The sequence below is a fragment of the Bacillus sp. jun7 genome, from assembly GCF_051034795.1.
Taxonomy (GTDB): Bacteria; Bacillota; Bacilli; order Bacillales; family Bacillaceae; genus Bacillus; species Bacillus velezensis.
In genome coordinates, this window is record NZ_CP093219.1 from 2,479,425 (window position 1) to 2,500,113 (window position 20,689).

The following is a 20,689-nucleotide window of genomic DNA, read 5'->3' on the forward strand; positions in this document are numbered from 1 at the left end:
GCGGGGGACATGAGATGGATGATATACACCGGATTTTGGATGTCATCGCCAATTCTAAGAAAGCTAAGGTACTGGCTACCATCATTAAAACAGAGGGGTCCGCTTATAAGAAAGAAGGGGCCTCCATGCTGATTTTAGGGGATAAAACAAGAGTCGGAATGTTATCCGCCGGTTGTCTGGAAGAAGATCTCGTTGAACGGTCGGAACAGGTCTGGACTGCAGGAGAGCCGTTGATTGTCCGCTTTGATATGAGCGCGGAAGACGATTTATCTTGGGGACAGGGTGTTGGCTGTAATGGTGTTTTGACGGTTTTACTTGAGCCTGTAAAAGGGGAATTGGAACGAAATCTGATGACAGTCAAGACATGCTTAGATGAAAAAAAGTCTGTGACCCGAGTGAAACGATTCACTGAAACGTTAGAGCCGAAGGAAGATCTGTATATCGCTGAAGACGGCAGCGTGTTTGGAACCGGGGATGTTATGGAACAAGGCCGTATTCAAAAACTGAGACAGATAGAAAAGGGAATCAAAAGGGATGAACATACATCTGATTTATTTTTTATCCATCAGATGGTGCCAAAACCTTGTTTATACGTCTTCGGAGCAGGGGAAGATGCGAAGCCGTTAGTTTCTTTGGCAGCTGGTACGGGTTTTCATGTGACGGTGATTGACTGGCGTCCCGCTTTATGTCATCACGGGCATTTTCCTGAAGCCGGCCGTTTGATTACGGGAGCACCGGAAGAAGTCATGGAAGGACTGAGCATGACAAAAAGGGATTTTGTTGTCATTATGACGCACAGCTTTCAAAAAGATCAGATCATTTTACATACAATAAAAAACGAGAATGTGTTTTATAAAGGCGTTTTAGGCCCCAGAAGGCGCACGGAGCGGCTGTTAGGCGGGGCAGAGATTCCGGCAGATATTCATTCCCCTATCGGCCTTCCCATCGGGGCACAAGGCCCTGAAGAGATTGCTGTAAGTATTGTCGGCGAGCTGATTCAAAAAATGCGAAAACAAAGGTCCCGCTTATGAAAACAGCAGCCATTTACCTGGCAGCCGGTACAAGCAGACGCATGGGAACGGATAAGCGAAGTTTATTTCTCAATGGCGTCTCTCTGGGAAGTATAGCTCTTAAACATGCCTTGTTATCTGAATTAGATCATATTTTCGTTATTACGGGAAAGGGAGATTCACTGCATTGGCTTTCGGAATTTTTCTTTTTATCCCCTATGTCAAATAAGTGGAGCCAAGCAGAATGTGAGCAGGCGGGTAAGGGCCAAGGCCATTCTATACAATGCGGTGTAAAAAAAGCGGCAGTGTACGAGGCTGACGCCGTTATCATTCTCCTTGCAGATCAGCCGTTTGTCACCGCAGATATCATCAATACGTTAATTGATTCCTATCAAAAAGAGCGCCGTTATTCATTTATCGCCGCTGAAAATCAGCATCTTCCTATGCCCCCCATTTTATTCTCCAATCAATGTTTTCCGGTCTTGTATCAATTAAAGGGAGATCAGGGCGCCCGGCATGTCATCCGTGAAAGTATGATCAAGGCGGGAAAAATGATCAGCTTTCAAGACCCTTTGCTTTTTTATGACGTCGATACAGTTGAAGATTATAGGCTGCTGCTGAATAAATTCGGGGAGTGAATGAGTTGGAGTATATCGGGAAGAGTGTCATTCGGAAAGAGGCCCTTGAAAAAGTGACGGGTAAAGCGAAATATACGGATGATTTTCAAGAAACAGGGACGTTGCACGCAAAAATGCTGACCAGTCCATATGCTCATGCCGATATTGTGTCGATGGACTTTTCAGAAGCTTGGAAGATTCCCGGCGTGAGAGCGATATTGGGGGATGAACCTTTTCCGCTTGCAGGTGAAGAAATTAAAGACAGATCGCCGATTGCTTATAAAAGGGTCAGATACCATGGTGAGCCGGTTGCTGTTGTTGTTGCGGAAAATCCGATTACAGCTAAAAAGGCCGCGGATGCCATCAAAGTATCCTATAAACCTCTTCCCGTCGTCAATTCCCCCCGTGAGGCCTTTCAAAAGGATGCGCCACTCGTCCATGAACATGCGGACCGCTATGAGAAGACAAAAGGTGTATTCCCGGTTCCGAAGACAAATATCGCAAACGTGGATAAGGTTAGAAAAGGAAATATTGAAGATGGATTTAGGGAAAGTGATGTGACAGCAGAATTCCAGATTTCCTTTAACCCTTCTGATCATGCGGCGATGGAGACAAGATGCTCAATCGCTGAAATTCGGGCGGATGAGGAGATTATCATTACCACATCCTCTCAAGCCCCTTTTGCCATTAAAAAATTAATGCAGTGGTATTTTGGAATTGAACCCGGAAAGGTTATCGTCAAAACGCCTTTAGTAGGCGGGGCGTACGGGGGAAAAGCAGCCGTTCAGTTAGAGGTGATTGCCTATTTGGCATCAAAAGCGGTCGGAGGCCGGCCCGTCAAATTGTTTAATACGAGAGAAGAGGATATGATCACATCTCCCGTTCATGTAGGATTGGATGCCATTGTCAAATTAGGGGCCACAAAGAATGGAATTTTAAAGGCGGCAGACATTCAGCTTTTATTTGATGGCGGAGCATACTCTGATAAAGGAGTGGACATCAGCCGGGCTGCGGTGGTTGATTGTACGGGTCCGTACGCTATCGACCATATATCGTGTGATTCATATTGTATGTATACGAATCATCCATATCCCAGTGCATTCAGAGGCTACAGCCATGCTGAAGTGTTATTTGCTTTTGAGCGGACGATGGATGTATTGGCGGAAAAGCTGAACATGGACCCGTTAGAACTTCGCTATAAAAATGCCATTCGCCCCGGTGACACCACACCGACTCAAGTTCTTCTCAATTCAAGCACGGTCGGAAATGTGCCGAAATGTATTGAAAGATTGAAGGAATTAATGAATTGGGATGAGGGACAGCGAATTGAAATCGACGGCCGGAAGATACGGGCGAAGGGAATCAGCTGCATTTGGAAAACCTCAACATTTGATACAAATGCAACATCCGGGGTTCTTTTAACCTTTAATCCTGATGGAAGCATTAATTTGATGTCAGGGGTCGTGGAAATTGGAACAGGGACAAAAACAGTGCTAGCCCAAATCTTAGCGGAACGAATGAAAATGGATATCAGTCAAATTCACGTAAAAATGCTTGTGGACACACAAACAACTCCCGAGCATTGGAAAACCGTCGGGAGCAGAGGGACGTTAATGGCCGGAAAAGCCGTACTGAATGCAGCGGAGGAAGCCATTCGAAAGCTGAAGGACGCGGCATCATGTGTGTTGCGGGTTCCTGTCGAGGAATTGGAAGTGGCCGACGGAAAGGTTTATTTTATAGATCATCCTTCTGTACATGTTGACATAAAAGACATTGCTTACGGATATACGTTTCCGAATGGAAATACCATTGGCGGCCAAATCATTGCGAGCGGCAATTACACATTAACCCGGATGACGAATTTAGACCGGGAAACGGGAAGAGGAAAGCCGGGACCCGAATGGGCTGTCGGTGCTCAGGGAATCGAAGTTGAGTTGGATAAGCGGGATTATACGTATCGGATTACAAAAGCCTATTCTGTTGTGGATATAGGAACTGTACTGAATGAAAAAGCTGCAAGGGGTCAAGTGATGGGGGGGATGAGTATGGGAATCGCGTTCGGAGGAAGAGAAACCTTTGTCTTTGATTCATATGGCAGAGTATTAAATCCTCAGCTTAGAACATACCGCCCCCTTCACTATGGAGAGCAGCCTGAATATATCATTGAATTTGTTGAAACCCCGCATGAGATTGCGCCTTATGGAGCGCGCGGCGGCGGGGAACACGGACTGCTGGGGATGCCGGCCGCATTGGGAAATTGCCTTTCCGCCGCTTTAGGTGTCCAATTGAATCAACTTCCTCTCATTCCCGAACAATTATGGAGAACGCAAGAGGGGTGGAAAGATGATACCGTTTGATTTTGACTATTTTAAACCGAAGACCATTCAAGAAACAATCAATCTATTTCACTCACTTGCGGCTGAAAAGAAAACACCGATGTATTATTCCGGCGGCACGGAAATTATCACGTTAGGAAGGCTGAATATCGTCTATACGGATGCGGTGATAGATATGAACGCGCTTCCGGAATTTCACGCCATCCGTTTTTATGAACGTTATCTGGTGATCGGAGCGGGCGTGTCATTAACGAAACTGGAGGAAGAAAATCCATTTCCGCTATTAAGTAAAACGGTAAGTGAAATAGCCGATCGGACGACTCGAAATAAGGTCAGCCTGGGCGGAAACATTTGCGGGGGCATCTACTACCGTGAGGCCGTGCTGCCGTTGTTGATTTCTGATAGTTTGCTAGGGATTGCAGGGAGAGCGGGGATTCATTACCATCCTATAAATAAAGTATTTAACAAGGAAATACAATTGCGAAAAGGAGATTTTCTATTTCATATCGTTGTCGATCGAGCGTATGTTGACCTGCCGTTTGTCAGTATCAAAAGAAGACAGCAGTGGAATGTCGGATATCCATTGGTGACAGTCTGTGCGCTGAAAAAAGATGATGAGATCAGAATGGCTTTCAGCGGCGTATGTCCATTTCCGTTTCGTTCTGCTGAAATGGAGGCTGTGCTTAACGATAAAAGCTATTCATTAGAAGATAGAGCGCGCAGGTCTTTACAGTATGTACCCAAACCCGTTCTTGATGATGCGGAAGGCTCAAGTGAATACCGAATATTTGTCTTGCAACATACAATTTTAGATGCCTTACGGGAATTAGAAGGAGGTCCAAATGTCTGATCTTATTACGTTGAAAGTAAATGGCGAGGAAAGACAGATGACGGTCAGACCGGCTGATACTTTGTTATTTGCTCTTCGTCTTCGTCTCGGATTAACTGGTGCAAAACCGGGCTGCTTAAATGGGGATTGCGGCGCCTGTACGGTATTAACGGACGGGGTGCCAATGAAATCTTGCTTAATGCTTGCGGCAGAAGGGGAAGGAAAGGACATTACGACAATTGAAGGACTGATCAATACGCCGATTCAAAAGGCTTTTATTGAAAAATTCGCGTTTCAATGCGGTTATTGCACACCGGGTTTTCTCATGAATTGTCATGCTTTAGTGAATACTGAGCCGAATGCAAGTGATGACACGATAAAAAATTGGCTGGAGTCCAATATTTGCAGATGTACGGGTTACAGGGAGATTGAAGAAGCGGTTAAATCCGTTTTACATACAGGGAAAGGGACTTCTTAGTTCGCAACCGTAAAAAAAGAGCTCAGAGAATTATCTCTGAACTCCATATTCTTCACTTCATATAACGATACTCCCGCAGTTTCTCCAAAATCGCCACTTCTTTCAGCAGTTCTTCACCGACGTTTGTTTCTTTCACTTTCTTCCGCTCAAGCTCTTTGTCGACTAATCGTTTCACCGTTAAGACGTCGGTTCCGGTGCTCAGCACTTCGGCCTTGGAGTTAAAGTGTTTATGGGCGACGAGCTGCATGCCGTAGGAATTGTATAAGAGCGTGTAGCCGGCGATGCCTGTTGTGGATTGGTAGGCTTTGGAGAAGCCGCCGTCGATGACGATCATTTTTCCGTTTGCCTTGATCGGATCTTCGCCTTCGATTTCTTTTACCGGTGTATGGCCGTTGATGATATGGCCGTGATCCGGATTGAGGCCGAATTCCTTCAGGATGTTTCGGCAGGTTGCCTCGTCTTCACGCAAATAGTAATACGGGTTTTTCTTTTCTTTATGCGTTTCCTTCTCTTTAATGAAATACCGCTCAAAGGTTGTCATGGCCCGTTTTCCGAAGAGGGAGGAGTATTCGCCTGTCCATAAGTACCACGTCATATCTGTCGCCAGATCATCGGTTTCTTCCGGATGGGCAAACGCTTCCCGTAAGAACCGTTCAAATACATCGAGCAGCTCACGGCCCGCATAAGCTTTATCCTCTATCATCATCGTTTCCATGCTGCCGTTTTCATCGACGGGAATACAGCCGTGAATCAACAGGTTGCCGTTATATTTCAGATACAGGCTGCCTTTTTTCATCATAAAATTCATATGGCGGCCCAGCTTTTCGGAGTGCTGGACAGAAAACAGCAGCTTGTCCATGACTTCTGCTTCTTCTTCTAGCAGCTCGTCAGGCTGTTTGGGATTCACCGTCGCAAAGCAGGTGTTTTCCAGTTGATACGTTTTTCCGTTCAACGTGATTTCATTGCGGTCATAATCAATCTTTTCCAGTAACAGCCGTTCTTCCATATTAAAGTTCGGCCGTCTCTTAATAATCGGGCTCTCAAGCTTGAATTGGATCATAGCGATCGCCTGATGAATTTTTGTGATTTGTTTAATCTCATCTTCCGGTCTGTTTTCGTCCGCTTTCGGGCGGAAAGCCGGGTTATCATCGTAATATTTTTCGGCAAGGTTCAATAGCGGTCTCAGATTGATGCCGTAAACGTCTTCAATAATATCCAGATTGTCATAGCGGGCACAGATGCGGATAATATTTGCCAGGCATACTTTTGAGCCGGAATAAGCGCCTATCCAGAGAACATCATGATTCCCCCATTGAATATCCACTGAATGATAGTTGATCAGTTCTTCCATGATTTTATCCGGCTGCGGTCCGCGGTCATAAATATCGCCGACAACATGCAGATGGTCGACCACCAATCGCTGCGTGCTGTAGGCAAGACCGGTGATCAGCTTATCGGCCTGGCCGAGCGCAATGATCTGTTCTATGATTTCGGAGTAGTAGTGTTCCTTGTTGGCGGCTTGTTCTGTTTTGTACAGCAGCTCTTCGGAAATATAAGCAAATTGGGCGGGCAGTGCTTTGCGCAATTTGGAGCGGGTGTACTTGGAAGAACAATAAGAAACGAGCTTAATCATCCGATGAATCGTTTCTTTATACCACTCGTTTAATGCCTCTTTCGTATCAAAGTTATGTTTGATCAGCTTCAGTTTGTCTTCCGGGTAATAGACCAAAGCCGCCAGTTCATCAATTTCTCTATCGTAAATGACGCCGCTGAAAATATCGCGGATCTTCTCTTTTACTCTTCCTGAACCGTTCCGCAGCACGTGTTGGAATGCCTGATACTCCCCGTGCAGATCACTGACGAAATGCTCGGTTCCTTTCGGCAGGTTCAGTATCGCTTTCAGATTAATGATTTCCGTGACCACTTTTTCTTCACAATCGTATTTTTGTGCGAGCAGATCTAAATATTTGGTTTCCAATCTCGTCCATCCCCTTTTTATTTACGAGCAATTGTATAATAAAGTGAATTTAAAGTATGACATAATGTTTAAATGATTAGACCTTATATGATAGTACCGCATAACGCCTTTTTGAGACAATGAAAACGGAAAATACGGCGCTTCAGGCATCAAAAATTGGACCGGGATAACGCTGTGAGCGCATACCCCTGTTGACAATGAATTCAACTTCCATTAAAATAAAAAGTTAGCTGATAGTTATTTCTATCGGAAACTTAATACGTAGCAGGCTATGATTGCTGTGGGTCGCACTACAGCAGGAGCGGCTTCTGGAGAGACCGCGGGTTTTCCGCGGCGCCGAAGGGTTCACAATCTCAGGCAAAAGGACAGAAGAGTACCGAATATGTATTTGTCATGCTGTTGATTGTCAGCGGCGCAAATATAATTTGATATTCTTATGACCGTGAGATTGGAGGGCATCCAATCTCTTTTTTTATTGGCTTTTTTTGCTCGTCGTTCACTAGAGAGGTAAGGAGGAGTCAGATGTGGAGCAGCGAGAGCTAAAGAGGGACTTATCGAATCGGCACGTGCAGCTGATCGCTATTGGCGGCACGATCGGTACCGGATTGTTTTTAGGGTCCGGTAAGGCGATTCAGCTGGCGGGTCCTTCTATCATCTTTGCGTATTTTATTGTAGGTATTGCGCTTTTTTTCGTCATGAGGGCGCTGGGAGAACTGCTGTTATCTAAAGCGGGGTACCAATCATTAACGGATATAGCCGAGGCGTATTTAGGGCCGCGTGCAGCGTTTGTCACAGGCTGGACCTACTGGTTTTGCTGGATTATGACGGCTATGGCGGATGTGATCGCGGTCGGTGTGTATGTGAAATATTGGTTTGATATTCCGCAGTGGATTCCGGCACTTATCTGTTTGCTCATTTTATTAGGGCTTAATCTGTTAACGGTTAAGATTTTTGGAGAATTGGAGTTTTGGTTCGCCTTAATTAAGGTAGTCACGATTCTCGCGTTAATTGTCATCGGGGTGGTTCTGCTGGTGATTGGGTTCAAAACGCATACCGGAACGGTTTCAGCGGCGAATCTGTGGGAGCACGGCGGCTTGTTCCCGAACGGATTTTCAGGCTTTTTGCTTTCGTTCCAGATGGTGATCTTCGCCTATGTCGGTGTGGAATTAGTGGGTGTGTCGGCGGCGGAAACGTCAAATCCGAAAAAAAATATTCCGTCCGCTATCAATAAAATTCCATTGCGGATTTTATTTTTCTACGTCGGGGCATTGCTCATTCTTTTATGTATTAACCCGTGGATGCAGCTGAATGCAACGGAAAGTCCATTTGTAAAGACCTTCAGTCTGGTCGGCATTCCGTTAGCCGCGGGAATCATTAATTTTGTCGTATTAACGTCTGCCGCTTCTGCTTGTAACAGCGGGATGTTTTCAACAAGCCGGATTCTGTATAACTTAAGCAAAACAAAACAGGCGCCGGCAAGTTTTGCGAAGCTGAATAAAAATCATGTGCCGAGCCGCGCGTTATGGATATCGGTTATTGTGCTGTCAGCGGGCGCTCTTTTAAGCAAATTGATACCGGAAGCGGCCTTTGGCATCGTGACAACCATCAGCGCGATCTGTTTCATTTGGGTGTGGGGCGTGATTCTTGTCTGTCATATCAGATACAGGAAAACCCGTCCGGACTTACACGCAAGCTCGTCTTTCAAGGCGCCGTTTGCGCCGTTAATCAATTACGCCGTGCTGGCGCTGTTTGCCTTCATTCTGGTGATTATGCTGTTTGCGGATGCGACGCGCCCGGCTTTGCTGCTGACGCCGCTGTGGTTTATTGGATTGTTTCTTATCTATCGGGCGAGAGGGAGAAAGAAAAGAAGGACCTAACATTATGCTGAACGTTCACTTATTGAGATTGGTGAAAGCATATGTTACGGAGAGTCACATTTAAAAGGAGCATTTTTAAGATCAACCATCGGAATGCTCCTTTAAAAGTGGAAATGATCATATCTCTCCAATATCCTCAAATATTGCCCACGCTTTCCACAACAGAATATTCTATAAGAATATAATCCTCCCTCACACTATACTATTACCATCTCTACATCTGTTTTCTGGATTTGCCGCCGAATACGTCATTTTGTGCCACAATTGATTATTACCTAATATTAAACTTAAACATAATAGTCTTGATCAAATGGTTGTCAACTTTATAAAGTCTTTTTCCGTTTTCGGCATCATTTTTTGGCATAGTTCTGTCTTTTATCACTCATAACTTCATTCCTTCATTGATGATCAATTTTCTACATCAAAAAACCACTAAGGTTATTGTATATAGTCAGATTAAGATAATGAAAAGGGTTTTACTAGAAAAATATAGCACAATGTGCTTTTTTCTTTTATTATAACTAGAAAGGGAAACACTGGAGATGGTCATACGATAAATTCAGTGTCTTAACTGTCTATTTTAATCCAATCGGATCTGTTAATGAATAACGGCACTATACTTAAGTAAATGGCTAACAATGCGGTAGTCTATTGTTTAACAGCATATTGAAGAGATTGATACAAAGGTGGATGAATCTGTTGAACGGGTCAGATCCATGCATTATCGGATAGTTGGGTTTGGTGAGCATTATCAGCGGCCGTTGTTATTGAAGTGATACAACAACATGCCTACCAACAAAAAGGATTTTTGAATTCTGAAGAACATGACAAATCATGAATGAAGCGCTGAATATTTATATGGTGCGTCTGTCCGCCATCGTAGTGACATAGATCATATGGACAAGGATTATCATGATGCAGATATGACATTAGCGAATAAAATAGGAATTTATTCAAATTTCTATTATGTTAGATAAGGTTAAAAAGGAGGCTACGAAATTGAAATCCCCCAGCTCTATATTGATTTCTGAAGGGTTATTAGCAACTGCAGCTATGTCTAAATTTATTGATCGGTTAATGAAAAAAAAGGATTATTCCAGATTAGTTGTCATCATTTGTAATCTTTTATTTAGTGCTTTAATATCTTTATTTCCTTCATCACTAATTTCATTTATAATTAGCATGTTTAATCATCAGTTTCTTTTAGAATTTAAAACGTATTATCTACTCTCTATGGTGATTTTTATTTTGATGATATCAATAAATCTATTTACTGAACAAATAAATATACCCATGATACTTTTGCGAATTACATTTTATATTAAGTTAAAATATAAATCTGCTGCAAAAAATTATGGATTAGCTCTAGTGACAACTCTAATATTGGGCTGGCTAGGAAAGCAATTGTTTAATATTCTCTTTTCAGCGTTAAACAGATATGGGGTTCAAGAAGAAATTGCAGGTATAATAAGTATTATTTTAGCTATAGGGATAACTATATCTGGTTTTTATACATTCCCGACAAAGAAACAAGTTAGAGATACTAATGAACTATTGTTTTCTCCTTTTTTTATAATAATATCAATTGGTATGAGTTATGTTGTAAGTGAGAGAAATATGATAACAAACTTTGCTGAGGGAAATAGAGAAATATCAGCTTATATATTAGCAGTGTTTATGTTAACAGCTATTAACCAAATAATAAATTATCTAAAAAAGTTATTTGAAAAGATGCATGAATCTCCAGAAAATAAAGAAACGATTAATCCGATTGATTTATATATAAGTTCAGCATGGAGTAAATATGTTAGTCGAAGGAAACAGTTTAAAAAACAGTTGGGGTTATTGAAAGTTAATATAATTAAGTTATTTACTTTTATAAGAAAGAATTATAAAAACAAAAGGTTTTATCTAAAAACCACGACAATAGTAGCCTTATTTATAGTATCATACTTTATATTGAAGAAAGTTAATATATTTCTATCTGAGTTTAAAATCCCGGAATATATAATAAATTTTTTGTCCCCATTGCTCATTATAGGAGTTTTCTTGTATATACTTTTTAAAATGATATGCTTAACCATTTTTAAACTGAGAGGAGAACCGAAAGAAAAATTTGTTGCGTTGAAGTATTTTAGTATATTGTTATTGTTTCTAAGTGCATTTTTATATATTATAACTCATTATATATTAGGTGGTAACTCTCATCTTACTAATATTAGTGCTGTACTATTTGGTGTAGCATCAATTCTTTATGCAGTTAGCTATTTAGTTGAATGGTTAATAAGTGCTAGAAGATGAGTATAGGAAGATTAATTAAACTTTCCTTGTACTGCGGACCTGTTGCCGAAAAAGCTTGCATTTAAAGACGCGTATCAAGGCCCGCCAAAAAATAATACTTGTGAACCCGTTTGCTGCTAGCTTCAATATGTGCTGGAAGTGCTGCAAAGTCGCACATGAGGGGTGGGGCATATTAAATTAAATAGGAATGCTTGATCACAAACTGAAGTTCTCGCGTGACACGATAAAAGACGACATGTCAGAGAAGGCGATTGACGATCTGACTGAGAAGATGGTCGAATAGTAATCAAATGAGTATGCGCAAGCATTATTCAAAACTCATTGAGTCCATAAAAGTCCAATCATTAAAAAACCGGTGTACTGTCATTCAGTACACCGGTTTTATCTTTACATCTAGTTGATGGTAGAATCATTTTTTAACATATGAATAAGAAACGTCTGGCTCTCAACCGACCATACAGTATATTTGTATTGCGAAAAACAAACCGCAGCGACTGAGGGAATGCATGCTGATAATAAAGGGGATGTTTTTACACCAATCTGGAAGGGAAAGAAATCGGCTGTTGACAGTTTCATCAAATGTTTGTCGTCCATGATGCGAGGTTTTATTTATATGAGCTATTATAAAAAAGCGCTATCCTGCCGTGTAAGCAGGGTAGCGCTTTTTACATTAATTCCGGATCAAATAATCAAATGCGCCTAAAGCGGCAGTTGCACCTGATCCCATGGAGATAATGATTTGGTTGTACGGGCCGTCTGTGCAGTCCCCTGCGGCAAATAGGCCGGGAACGCTTGTCGCGCCGCTCTTATCGACGATGATTTCGCCGATGCGGTTGCGTTCGACGGTTTCGTCTAACCATTCTGTATTAGGCACGAGACCGATTTGGACGAATACACCTTGGAGTTCAACGTGTTTTTCTTCGCCTGTTTCACGGTCAACGAACGTAATGCCGTTTACGTTTTGGTCGCCTGTGATTTCTTTCGTTTGTGCATTTTTGTGCACAGTGACGTTCGGCAGGCTGTAAAGACGTTTTTGCAGGACTTCGTCTGCTTTCAGTTCAGGCGCGAACTCCAGCACAGTCACGTGATTGACGATACCTGCAAGGTCAATCGCCGCTTCGATTCCGGAGTTTCCGCCGCCGATAACGGCTACGTCTTTGCCTTCAAATAATGGTCCGTCACAGTGCGGGCAGTATGCAACACCTTTGTTTTTGAACTCTTGCTCACCAGGTACGTTGACATTGCGCCAGCGGGCACCTGTTGAAAGGATCACTGTTTTACTTTTCAGTACAGCGCCGTTTTCAAGTTCAAGTTCGAAGAGGTCTTTTTTCTCAAGGCGTTTCGCGCGCTGAAGGTTCATGACGTCAATATCATAATCTTTCACGTGCTCTTCAAGGCTTGCAGCGAGCTTCGGTCCTTCAGTCGCTTTGACGCTGATGAAGTTTTCGATGCTCATGGTGTCGAGTACCTGGCCGCCGAAGCGTTCAGCGACGACACCGGTGCGGATGCCTTTACGCGCCGTGTAGATCGCCGCGCTTGCGCCGGCAGGTCCGCCGCCGACAACAAGAACGTCAAACGGCTCTTTGTCGGCAAACTCAGACGCATCTGCGCCGCTGCCCATTTTCGCGAGAATCTCTTCGATGGTCATACGGCCGCTGCCGAAAGATTCACCGTTTAAGAAAACAGTCGGAACAGCCATGATGTTTTTGCTTTCTACTTCTTCTTTGAATGCCGCGCCGTCAATCATTGTATGTGTGATATTCGGGTTGAGCACGCTCATCATGTTTAATGCTTGGACGACATCAGGGCAATTGTGGCACGTCAGGCTGATATAAGACTCAAAGCGGTATTCTCCGCTGATGTTCTTAATCTGGTCAATGACCTTTTGATCAGCCTTAGGCGCTCTGCCGCTGACTTGAAGCAATGCCAGCACTAATGATGTAAATTCGTGGCCGAGAGGAACACCGGCGAATGTAACGCCTGTGTCTTCTCCGGTACGATTAACGCTGAAGCTCGGTGTTCTGTTTAATTCAGTTTTTTCAACTGAAATTTTAGATGACATGGAAGCCAGTTCGTCAACGAGAGCCAGCATGTCCTTAGAAGTGTCATCGTCACCGGCGCTTACTTTGAGAACAATGTCGTTCTCAATTAGCTGCATGTATTGATTTAATTGTGCTTTGATATTTGCATCAAGTACCAATGGAATGCACTCCTTAGATTTTACCTACCAAATCAAGGCTAGGTGTAAGTGTTTCGCCGCCTTCTTCCCATTTAGCCGGGCAGACTTCACCTGGGTTTTGACGAACGTATTGAGCTGCTTTTACTTTGTTTACTAGGTTGCTTGCGTCACGGCCGATACCGCCTGCATTGATTTCAACTGTTTGAATAACGCCATCAGGATCGATGATGAATGTTCCGCGGTCAGCAAGACCAGTTTCTTCGTCAAGAACGTCGAAGTTGCGGGAGATCGTTTGAGATGGGTCACCGATCATTGCGTAAGTGATTTTGCCGATTTTTTCAGAGCTGTCATGCCAGCCTTTGTGTACGAAGTGAGTATCTGTAGAAACAGAGTATACTTCAACACCTAATTCTTTCAGTGCAGCGTATTGTCCTTGAAGATCTTCAAGTTCAGTCGGGCAAACGAAAGAGAAATCTGCTGGGTAGAAGCAGAAAACGCTCCATTGACCTTTCAAATCTTCGTTTGTTACATCGATGAATTCACCGTTTTTGAAAGCTTTTGCTTCGAATGGCAGTACTTCTTTTCCGATTAAAGACATAATATCTTCCTCCTGAAATGTGATTTGAAATATATTAAAAAGACAAAGCATTCACTTTATCTTTCAATAATAATTCTAATTATATATAGATTATTAAATAACATTTATTTTTTGTCAAGCTATATGGGGTATTATTTTCTGCTTTTTTTGCTTTAGACATTTAAAAACGCCTGGTATAAGCGGTTTGGCGCTGTTTGTCATGTGTAGCGCCGGGCGAAAGGGGGATTCTCAATTGGTGAATCGAAACAGTAGGAATCCACCCCTCTATATGGCAGTATAAACCAAAGGGGGTATGATAATGCAAATAAATCACATTACTTTGTACAGTTGTGCGTTGGAGGAGACGAAACACTTCTATGAACGGGTGTTAGGTTTTCCTTTAATTGATGAGTCCGGTGATTCGTTTACCATCAAGGCGGGAGAAAGTGAGTTGGAATTCAGGCGCGCCGATTCTCACTCTCAACCGAATTATCATTTCGCGTTTAACATTCCGAATAATCGTTTTGATGAGGCGAAGGCGTGGATAAAGGATAAAGTCGTTTTTCAAACGGAAGATGGGGAGGATGAAGTGTATTTCACTCATATTCAGGCGCGTTCCTTTTATTTCAAAGATCCGTCCAACAATCTGGCGGAATTCATCGCGAGAGGCACATCGCCGGCAAGCGCGGAACGTTTTTCGATTGAGTCCGTCCTGAATATCGGCGAGGTGAATCTGACGGCTGCCGAGGTGGTATCGACGGGGAAGGAGCTGCAGCGTTTCGGTATACCGGTGAGAGACGGCGCGCCTCTTAAGGAAAACGGGTTTCATTTTATGGGTGATTACAATGATGGGGCGTTTTTGCTTTTAGGGCCGAGCGGCCGCCGCTGGATTTTTTCTGATCAGCATGCGGTGTTCCATCCGCTGTCTGTCATTGTGAACGGGTCGATCCGCATTGAGGCTGACGGAGAAGGCGGCATTGACATCAGGAGGGCACAGCCGTCATAAAAAAGCCCGGGCTCAAAAGGCCCGGACTTGGGGACATTATTTATAAACAACCCGGGTGCTGCACATGATGTCGTGCAGCGTTTTTTTCTCTCCGAAGGCACCCATGATGAATCCGATATAAAGAATGAGCTTAGATATGATATAAGCGAAAGCGCGTCCGAAGGCCTGGCCGATGGAAATGCGTCCGCCATCTTCATTGACGACCTTAAGGCCGAGCAATGCTTTTCCCAGGGTCCCCTGCATCTTTGAGGCCGTGAGCAGGCTGAAATATAAGATGCTGATTACAAAAGAGCTCACAAGAATCGGGATGACGCCGAACACCAGAAAAGAGATGTTAAACTGATTTTCGGTCATGAAGGGGTCAGCCGCCGCAACGCCTGCCGCAAATAAAAAAGAGACCATAAATTGAATGATAAAAATCGGAATTCCTATGATGATTTGATCAATGACGTAAGCCAGAAACCGAATCCAAAATCCTGCCGGTCTTTCCATGTATCTTTTTCTCTCCCTTGCTTTAATCTGGAATATTATACGTAATCATTCCGGATTTTGCAACGGAGCTTAGGCTTCTGCGAGCAGCCTCTTTCCCCATGCCAAGCGTCCCATGATCAGCCCGAAAGCCAGAAGGGCAAACATGATGCCGCACCACATCAGCTGATGGATTCCCAAATGTGAAATAAACCAGCCGCCCGCCGCCGTTCCGATGGTGATGCCGAGGTTGGAAAAAGAGACAAACAGGCTGTTGCCGAATTCGGGCGCCTCCTTTGCTTCCGCAGTAAGCCATGTCTGGCTGACAATGAGACCGCCGGAATGAACGGCGCCCCATACGAAGACGAGGACAGCCATCGGCGCAAAAGACGTCCCAAACCCGTATATGAGCAAGTAGGCGGCTGTATAAAGAAGCGGAAACAGGATGACAGTCTTTTTCATATTTTTATATAACAAAGCACCGAAGACGAAATTCCCGGCTATCATAATCACCCCGAAACTCATCAGCATGAAGCTGACCCATGTGCCGTTCATATGGGACACCCGCCCGAGGTATTCCGCAAAATAGCTGTAGACGGAAAACATGGCCGCAAAGAGACAGGTGACGGCAGCGATATTGAGCCACAAAGCCGGTTTGCGAAGAATGCCGAGCTGGCTACTGAAAGACATTTTTTCTGTGACCGGCATGGATGGCAAAAAGAGAAGAATGCCCGTGAACGCGATGAGACTGATGATAGCGCCGAATAAGAAGGCGGCTTCAAGGGAGAGACGATCCGCCAGATAAGACGTGAAAGGCACGCCGAACGCAAAGCCGGCGGTGATGCCTGAAAAGACTTTCGTTACGGCTTTTCCGGATTGGCCGGCGGGGACAAGCCGGGCCGCGGCCGCAAGCGCTACAGAAAAGAACACCGGGTGGCATAAAGCCGGAATGATCCGAAACGCCATCATGACACTGAAATGCGCCGTATACGCGTAGACCGCATTTGAAACGGCAAACATCAGCACCGCTAAAAGCAGAATGTATTTCCGGTTTATACCTGAAGCAAGCAAGGTCAAAAACGGTCCCGACACAGCGACGATGAACGCGAAAATACTGACAAGCCATCCCGCTTTTGAAGCAGAAATATGAAATCTGTCCGCCACTTGCGGAAGAACCCCGATGATGCCCATCTCGGTCGTAATAATTCCGAAAACCCCTAATGCCAAAAATAGAATGAAGATGGAACTGCTTTTTTTCATTGTTATGTATGCCTCCTTTTATAACTATATATATAGAAAAATAGATATGTTGGAATAAAAAAAGCCCTCCTTTCATGGTTATAGCTGGTGCTGAACATAGTCAGCAAAGGCTTTAATTTGTTTTTCATTTCTTCTGTAATAGGTCCACTTTCCGATTCGTTCGGATTCCAGCAGGCCGGCTTTTTGCATCGTCAGCAGGTAGCTGGAGATGACGGACTGCGCAAGCCCTGACTTTGCCTGAATATCACCGACGCAAATTCCGGTGCGGAAACTGAGTCCCTGATCAAGATAAGGTCTTTCATCAAAATGGTCTTCCGGGTGTTTAAGCCACGTCATAATATCACTTCGTGTTTTGTTAGATAACGCTTTATGAATCAATATCGGTTCCATAACGTTTATTATATCTATTTTTCTGGATTTGTAAATTCGTTTTTAACAAAACATTCTCAAAATAACTAAATATCGTGCTAAAATATAACATATTATCAGATTACCGGTAAAAAAGCCGGGTTATTGTCAGGAGGATATTCACATGAATCAAAAGAAAAAAGGTGCGGTTGCAGTGACCTTGCTTTCCGCTCTGATGTTTTGTTTATTGCCGGTCCTCGTCTCGCTTTCTCCGCTTTCAGAAACGGGGCCGAACGCGAATCGTTTTAATTCCGCGGGCATGTGGGCCGCCGTCGGCCAGATCCTTGTTATATATGCGGTCCCGCTCATTATGTATATTCTCGGTGTTCGTGGCATGAAAATCATCATGGCCGTTTTTTGCGGAATCGGGCTTATCATTTGCGCGGCTGTCTTGTTGGTGGCGTTATTGACCGCAATTTCCTTAGGGCAGGAGCTGTCTCTTTATTACGGCCTTTTCGTTTGGTCAGGCGCGGCTTTCATCGTCAATGTGGTGTGGTATATTGCTGCGTTTCGATCCTCCCCGAAGCATCAGCAGGCTATGTGACATTTGTTCTATAAATCTACCGAAAATACAAATATTTCATAGGATGATTATGGTATGATGAAAGCGGTATAGCAGTTTTTAATAGAAACGGGAGGAACTGACATTGAAAAAAAAGACAGCTTCATTGCGAATGAAAACATTGGCGGCCGGCGCTGCGGTTGCTGCGGCTTTATCTGTGGGGGCGGTTTCTGATCTGCCGGGGGCAAAATGGCTGCATCCGGCCGCTGCTCAAGCCGCGGAAACGGTATTTAAACAAAATCATGCGGCATCCGGTTTCTTGGCGGGACGGTATGACGCGCAGGCGGTGTCTCCGACGATGTTCAACTGGTCAAGGGAAAGCCGGTTTACAAGCACTGCCGATGGCGCGTTAAAATGGGAAAAGAATGTTCCGGCCACCCCTCAAAACGGTGCGGGAGCCGCGGTTGACGGGGACGGCACCGTATTTATTCAATCAAAGGACGGGAAGCTGACGGCGTATCATCCGGACGGTACTGTGAAATGGGTGACGGAAAACCTCGGGACGACCTATACGCTGACTCCGGTGCTCGGAACAAACGGTGTCATTTATCTTCCTTCTCACGATAAAAAACTGTATTTCATCGACAAAGAAACCGGAAACATTTTAACATCGGTTCCGCTGAGCGGAGCGCCGAGTTCCGATGCGGCTATCGGCTCTGACGGCACGCTGTATGTGTCGACGCTGGATAACTATATCTATGCGATTAAACCGACGTCGCCTTCGACATGGACGCAGAAGTGGAAGTTTAAAACAAACGGCGTGGTCGGTTCCGCTCCCGTGTTAGCATCAAACGGCACTCTGTATACGGCAACGTACAATAATATCTTTTACGCGATCAATTCCGGAATGGGCCAAGTGAAATGGTCAAAAACGACGTCCAACGGGTTTAAAGGTTATCCGGTTATTGATAGAGACGGCACCGTTTACGCCGGAAATCAGGACGGCAACTTATACGCCTATACATCAACGGGTGCTGTAAAGTGGACGTTCCCGTTAAACGGTTTCTCCAGCTCTTCATTAGCGATCGACCATAACGGCAATGTGTATATCGGTTCGGGAAGCGGCGAGCTGTTTTCCATCAGCAAAACCGGTAATATGAACTGGTCTTTCTATACGGACGGGCCTGTGAGAACGGCGCCGCTGATTGATGCGGACGGCAATGTGTACTTCGGTTCTGACGATAAAAATGTCTATGCGGTTGACGCTGACGGTAATGAAAAATGGCGCTATCAAACAGACAGCAATGTCATTTCCTCCCCGGTTCTGGCTGAAGACGGCACGCTTTATGTCGGTACTTATACGAAACTGCTCGCATTCGGGGCAAAAAAATAATAAAAAAGAATCCGCGTGCGCGGATTCTTTTTTATTTAGAGGCTTGAATAAATACGCCTTTTTCATGAGAGAATTCTTTAAAGCCGTACACACCGTGATATGAACCGATCCCGCTCGTATTGACACCGCCGAACGGAAGGTTGACGTCAGTGAAATGAACGACGACATCATTGACAGAAGCGTTGCCGGACGTCGTATGCTGCAGAACATAATCGATCAGCTCCTGATTATGGCTGAATACATACAAGGCAAGCGGCTTGTCCCGTTCAGTGATGTAATCAACGGCTTCACTGATATCTTCGTAATTCATAATCGGCAGAATCGGTGCGAAGATTTCTTCCTGCATGATCTTCATATCAGGCGTGACGTTTGTCAGCACGGTCGGAGAAATCGTGCGGTCATGCGCATCGAATACGCCGCCGAACGCCGTTTTCGCCCCTTTTTCAATGGCATCATCATACAGGGCTTTGACACGGTTAAAGTTGCGGTCGTTGACAATCTGCGTGAATTTGTTGCGGTCAACCGTATGATCATCCTCCATAAAACCTGCATTGACAATGGTCTGGAGAAGATCTGTAAAGGTGTCCTGTACATCTTCCTTCATAAGGAGATAGTCAGGAGCGATACATGTTTGCCCCGCATTGACAAATTTGCCGACGGCGATTTTTTTCGCCGCGTCCATCAAATCATAGCCGCTGTCGATGATCGTCGGGCTCTTTCCGCCAAGCTCAAGCGTGACGGACGACAAATGCTTCGCCGCTGCCGTCATGACGATTTTACCGACATTTGTGCTTCCGGTGAAGAAAATGTGGTCAAACGGCTGGTCGAGCAGTTCTGTCGCGACATCGACCTCACCTTCAAAAATGGCGACTTCTTCTTCGTGAAATGCCTCGCGAATAACTGTCGCGGCGATATGGCTCGTCTCCATCGTAAAATCGGACAGCTTCACAATCGCGCTGTTTCCCGCCGCAATGGCAGCCGCAAGCGGAGCCATCGTCAGCATAAACGGATAATTCCATGGGCCGAGAATTAAGGTAAGGCCTTTTGGCTCGTACATTAATACGCCGTCAGCGCCGGGGCTGACGGATGAGCCGACGCGTTTCGGCGCCATCCAGGTGTCGAGATTGTTCATATTATCTTTAATCGCCTTGATCGTTCCCTGCGTTTCCGCTCTTTTCACCTCATGATAAGGCTTGCGGACGTCCCGTCTGATCGCCTCGATGATTTCTTCTTCATGTGCGGTGACGGCATCTAAAAAGCGCTGAAGCTTTTCTCTGCGCTGCCCGGCTGTTGAAGCACGCAGCGTTTTTTGATTTTTTTTCTGAAGCGCAAAGACGCGTTTGATGTCTGCTTTTATATGCTGATCCATCGGTCTTCCTCCTCTGGTTGCTTTTTTGTTTCTTCAGGGCCTATTATAATGTGATGTGATTTTGCGGCAAAGACAGCGTAAACGCATCTATACGTTACCGT

Annotated in this window: 17 protein-coding genes and 1 riboswitch; of the genes, 10 read left to right on the forward strand and 7 right to left on the reverse strand. The window is 44.6% G+C overall.

Annotated features, from left to right (window positions below; translation table 11 throughout):
* Nucleotides 1–14 precede the first annotated feature (14 nt).
* From MJQ52_RS12065 to MJQ52_RS12085, 5 genes are read left to right on the forward strand one after another with little or no spacing between them, the layout of a single operon-like run.
* Nucleotides 15–1,031 carry an XdhC family protein gene (locus MJQ52_RS12065; RefSeq protein WP_094247341.1) on the forward strand — a complete coding sequence of 339 codons (1,017 nt, stop codon included), beginning with the start codon at nt 15–17 and terminating at the stop codon, nt 1,029–1,031.
* Complete coding sequence (locus MJQ52_RS12070; RefSeq protein WP_094247342.1) at nt 1,028–1,648, forward strand: NTP transferase domain-containing protein; 621 nt, start codon at nt 1,028–1,030, stop codon at nt 1,646–1,648. The genes MJQ52_RS12065 and MJQ52_RS12070 overlap by 4 nt, the downstream gene beginning before the upstream one ends.
* A 5-nt stretch (nt 1,649–1,653) precedes the next feature.
* On the forward strand, nt 1,654–3,984 hold the full coding sequence (locus MJQ52_RS12075; RefSeq protein WP_094247343.1) for a xanthine dehydrogenase family protein molybdopterin-binding subunit: 2,331 nt from the start codon (nt 1,654–1,656) through the stop codon (nt 3,982–3,984).
* Nucleotides 3,971–4,813, forward strand: coding sequence for an FAD binding domain-containing protein (locus MJQ52_RS12080; protein WP_032858719.1), 843 nt, complete (start codon nt 3,971–3,973; stop codon nt 4,811–4,813). The genes MJQ52_RS12075 and MJQ52_RS12080 overlap by 14 nt, the downstream gene beginning before the upstream one ends.
* Entirely contained in the window at nt 4,806–5,270 is a 465-nt protein-coding gene (locus MJQ52_RS12085; protein WP_044052762.1) for a (2Fe-2S)-binding protein, read from the forward strand. Before MJQ52_RS12080 ends, MJQ52_RS12085 begins: the two co-directional genes overlap by 8 nt.
* 52 nt (nt 5,271–5,322) lie before the next feature.
* Here MJQ52_RS12085 and fbp read toward each other — a convergent pair whose 3' ends face one another.
* Nucleotides 5,323–7,248 (reverse strand): fructose-1,6-bisphosphatase, encoded by a 1,926-nt coding sequence (gene fbp / locus MJQ52_RS12090; RefSeq protein WP_094247344.1) that lies wholly within the window; start codon nt 7,246–7,248, stop codon nt 5,323–5,325.
* 298 nt (nt 7,249–7,546) lie between these two features.
* A riboswitch (glycine riboswitch) is annotated at nt 7,547–7,627 on the forward strand.
* 145 nt (nt 7,628–7,772) lie between these two features.
* Here fbp and MJQ52_RS12095 point away from each other — a divergent pair.
* Entirely contained in the window at nt 7,773–9,125 is a 1,353-nt protein-coding gene (locus MJQ52_RS12095; RefSeq protein WP_094247345.1) for an amino acid permease, read from the forward strand.
* A 999-nt stretch (nt 9,126–10,124) separates the two neighbouring features.
* Nucleotides 10,125–11,426: a hypothetical protein gene (locus MJQ52_RS12100; protein WP_096034911.1), complete on the forward strand. Its 1,302-nt coding sequence runs from the start codon at nt 10,125–10,127 to the stop codon at nt 11,424–11,426.
* A 670-nt stretch (nt 11,427–12,096) separates the two neighbouring features.
* Here MJQ52_RS12100 and ahpF read toward each other — a convergent pair.
* Together ahpF and ahpC are read right to left on the reverse strand one after the other, a co-directional pair.
* Complete coding sequence (gene ahpF, locus MJQ52_RS12105; RefSeq protein ID WP_007614902.1) at nt 12,097–13,626, reverse strand: alkyl hydroperoxide reductase subunit F; 1,530 nt, start codon at nt 13,624–13,626, stop codon at nt 12,097–12,099.
* A gap of 13 nt (nt 13,627–13,639) precedes the next feature.
* Nucleotides 13,640–14,203 (reverse strand): alkyl hydroperoxide reductase subunit C, encoded by a 564-nt coding sequence (gene ahpC / locus MJQ52_RS12110; RefSeq protein WP_004393188.1) that lies wholly within the window; start codon nt 14,201–14,203, stop codon nt 13,640–13,642.
* A gap of 298 nt (nt 14,204–14,501) precedes the next feature.
* On the opposite strand from ahpC, the gene MJQ52_RS12115 reads away from it, so the two are divergent.
* Nucleotides 14,502–15,188 carry a VOC family protein gene (locus MJQ52_RS12115; RefSeq protein WP_094247347.1) on the forward strand — a complete coding sequence of 229 codons (687 nt, stop codon included), beginning with the start codon at nt 14,502–14,504 and terminating at the stop codon, nt 15,186–15,188.
* A 36-nt stretch (nt 15,189–15,224) separates the two neighbouring features.
* Here the strand turns inward: MJQ52_RS12115 and MJQ52_RS12120 are convergent, their stop codons facing one another.
* From MJQ52_RS12120 to MJQ52_RS12130, 3 genes are all read right to left on the reverse strand, one after another.
* A complete protein-coding gene (locus MJQ52_RS12120) occupies nt 15,225–15,680 on the reverse strand; it encodes an RDD family protein (RefSeq protein ID WP_004393190.1) in 456 nt (151 codons plus the stop codon).
* 69 nt (nt 15,681–15,749) lie between these two features.
* Nucleotides 15,750–16,916 carry an MFS transporter gene (locus MJQ52_RS12125; RefSeq protein ID WP_071392497.1) on the reverse strand — a complete coding sequence of 389 codons (1,167 nt, stop codon included), beginning with the start codon at nt 16,914–16,916 and terminating at the stop codon, nt 15,750–15,752.
* 78 nt (nt 16,917–16,994) lie between these two features.
* Nucleotides 16,995–17,306, reverse strand: a complete 312-nt coding sequence (locus tag MJQ52_RS12130; RefSeq protein ID WP_007407855.1) for an ArsR/SmtB family transcription factor — start codon at nt 17,304–17,306, stop codon at nt 16,995–16,997.
* 142 nt (nt 17,307–17,448) lie between these two features.
* On the opposite strand from MJQ52_RS12130, the gene MJQ52_RS12135 reads away from it, so the two are divergent.
* Entirely contained in the window at nt 17,449–17,868 is a 420-nt protein-coding gene (locus MJQ52_RS12135) for a DUF5391 family protein (RefSeq protein WP_094247348.1), read from the forward strand.
* A gap of 130 nt (nt 17,869–17,998) precedes the next feature.
* Entirely contained in the window at nt 17,999–19,219 is a 1,221-nt protein-coding gene (locus MJQ52_RS12140; RefSeq protein ID WP_094247911.1) for a PQQ-binding-like beta-propeller repeat protein, read from the forward strand.
* A gap of 31 nt (nt 19,220–19,250) precedes the next feature.
* On the opposite strand, the gene MJQ52_RS12145 is transcribed toward MJQ52_RS12140, so the two are convergent.
* On the reverse strand, nt 19,251–20,588 hold the full coding sequence (locus tag MJQ52_RS12145) for an aldehyde dehydrogenase family protein (RefSeq protein WP_071392496.1): 1,338 nt from the start codon (nt 20,586–20,588) through the stop codon (nt 19,251–19,253).
* Between the last annotated feature and the right edge of the window lie 101 nt (nt 20,589–20,689).

Bases quoted from the DNA above. Each gene is read 5' to 3' on its own strand.
- MJQ52_RS12065 (WP_094247341.1), top strand. From the start codon at position 15: ATGGATGATATACACCGGATTTTGGATGTCATCGCCAATTCTAAGAAA.
- MJQ52_RS12070 (WP_094247342.1), top strand. From the start codon at position 1,028: ATGAAAACAGCAGCCATTTACCTGGCAGCCGGTACAAGCAGACGCATG.
- MJQ52_RS12080 (WP_032858719.1), top strand. From the start codon at position 3,971: ATGATACCGTTTGATTTTGACTATTTTAAACCGAAGACCATTCAAGAA.
- MJQ52_RS12085 (WP_044052762.1), top strand. From the start codon at position 4,806: ATGTCTGATCTTATTACGTTGAAAGTAAATGGCGAGGAAAGACAGATG.
- ahpC (WP_004393188.1), bottom strand. From the start codon at position 14,203: ATGTCTTTAATCGGAAAAGAAGTACTGCCATTCGAAGCAAAAGCTTTC.
- MJQ52_RS12115 (WP_094247347.1), top strand. From the start codon at position 14,502: ATGCAAATAAATCACATTACTTTGTACAGTTGTGCGTTGGAGGAGACG.
- MJQ52_RS12120 (WP_004393190.1), bottom strand. From the start codon at position 15,680: ATGGAAAGACCGGCAGGATTTTGGATTCGGTTTCTGGCTTACGTCATT.
- MJQ52_RS12125 (WP_071392497.1), bottom strand. From the start codon at position 16,916: ATGAAAAAAAGCAGTTCCATCTTCATTCTATTTTTGGCATTAGGGGTT.
- MJQ52_RS12130 (WP_007407855.1), bottom strand. From the start codon at position 17,306: ATGGAACCGATATTGATTCATAAAGCGTTATCTAACAAAACACGAAGT.
- MJQ52_RS12135 (WP_094247348.1), top strand. From the start codon at position 17,449: ATGAATCAAAAGAAAAAAGGTGCGGTTGCAGTGACCTTGCTTTCCGCT.
- MJQ52_RS12140 (WP_094247911.1), top strand. From the start codon at position 17,999: ATGAAAACATTGGCGGCCGGCGCTGCGGTTGCTGCGGCTTTATCTGTG.
- MJQ52_RS12145 (WP_071392496.1), bottom strand. From the start codon at position 20,588: ATGGATCAGCATATAAAAGCAGACATCAAACGCGTCTTTGCGCTTCAG.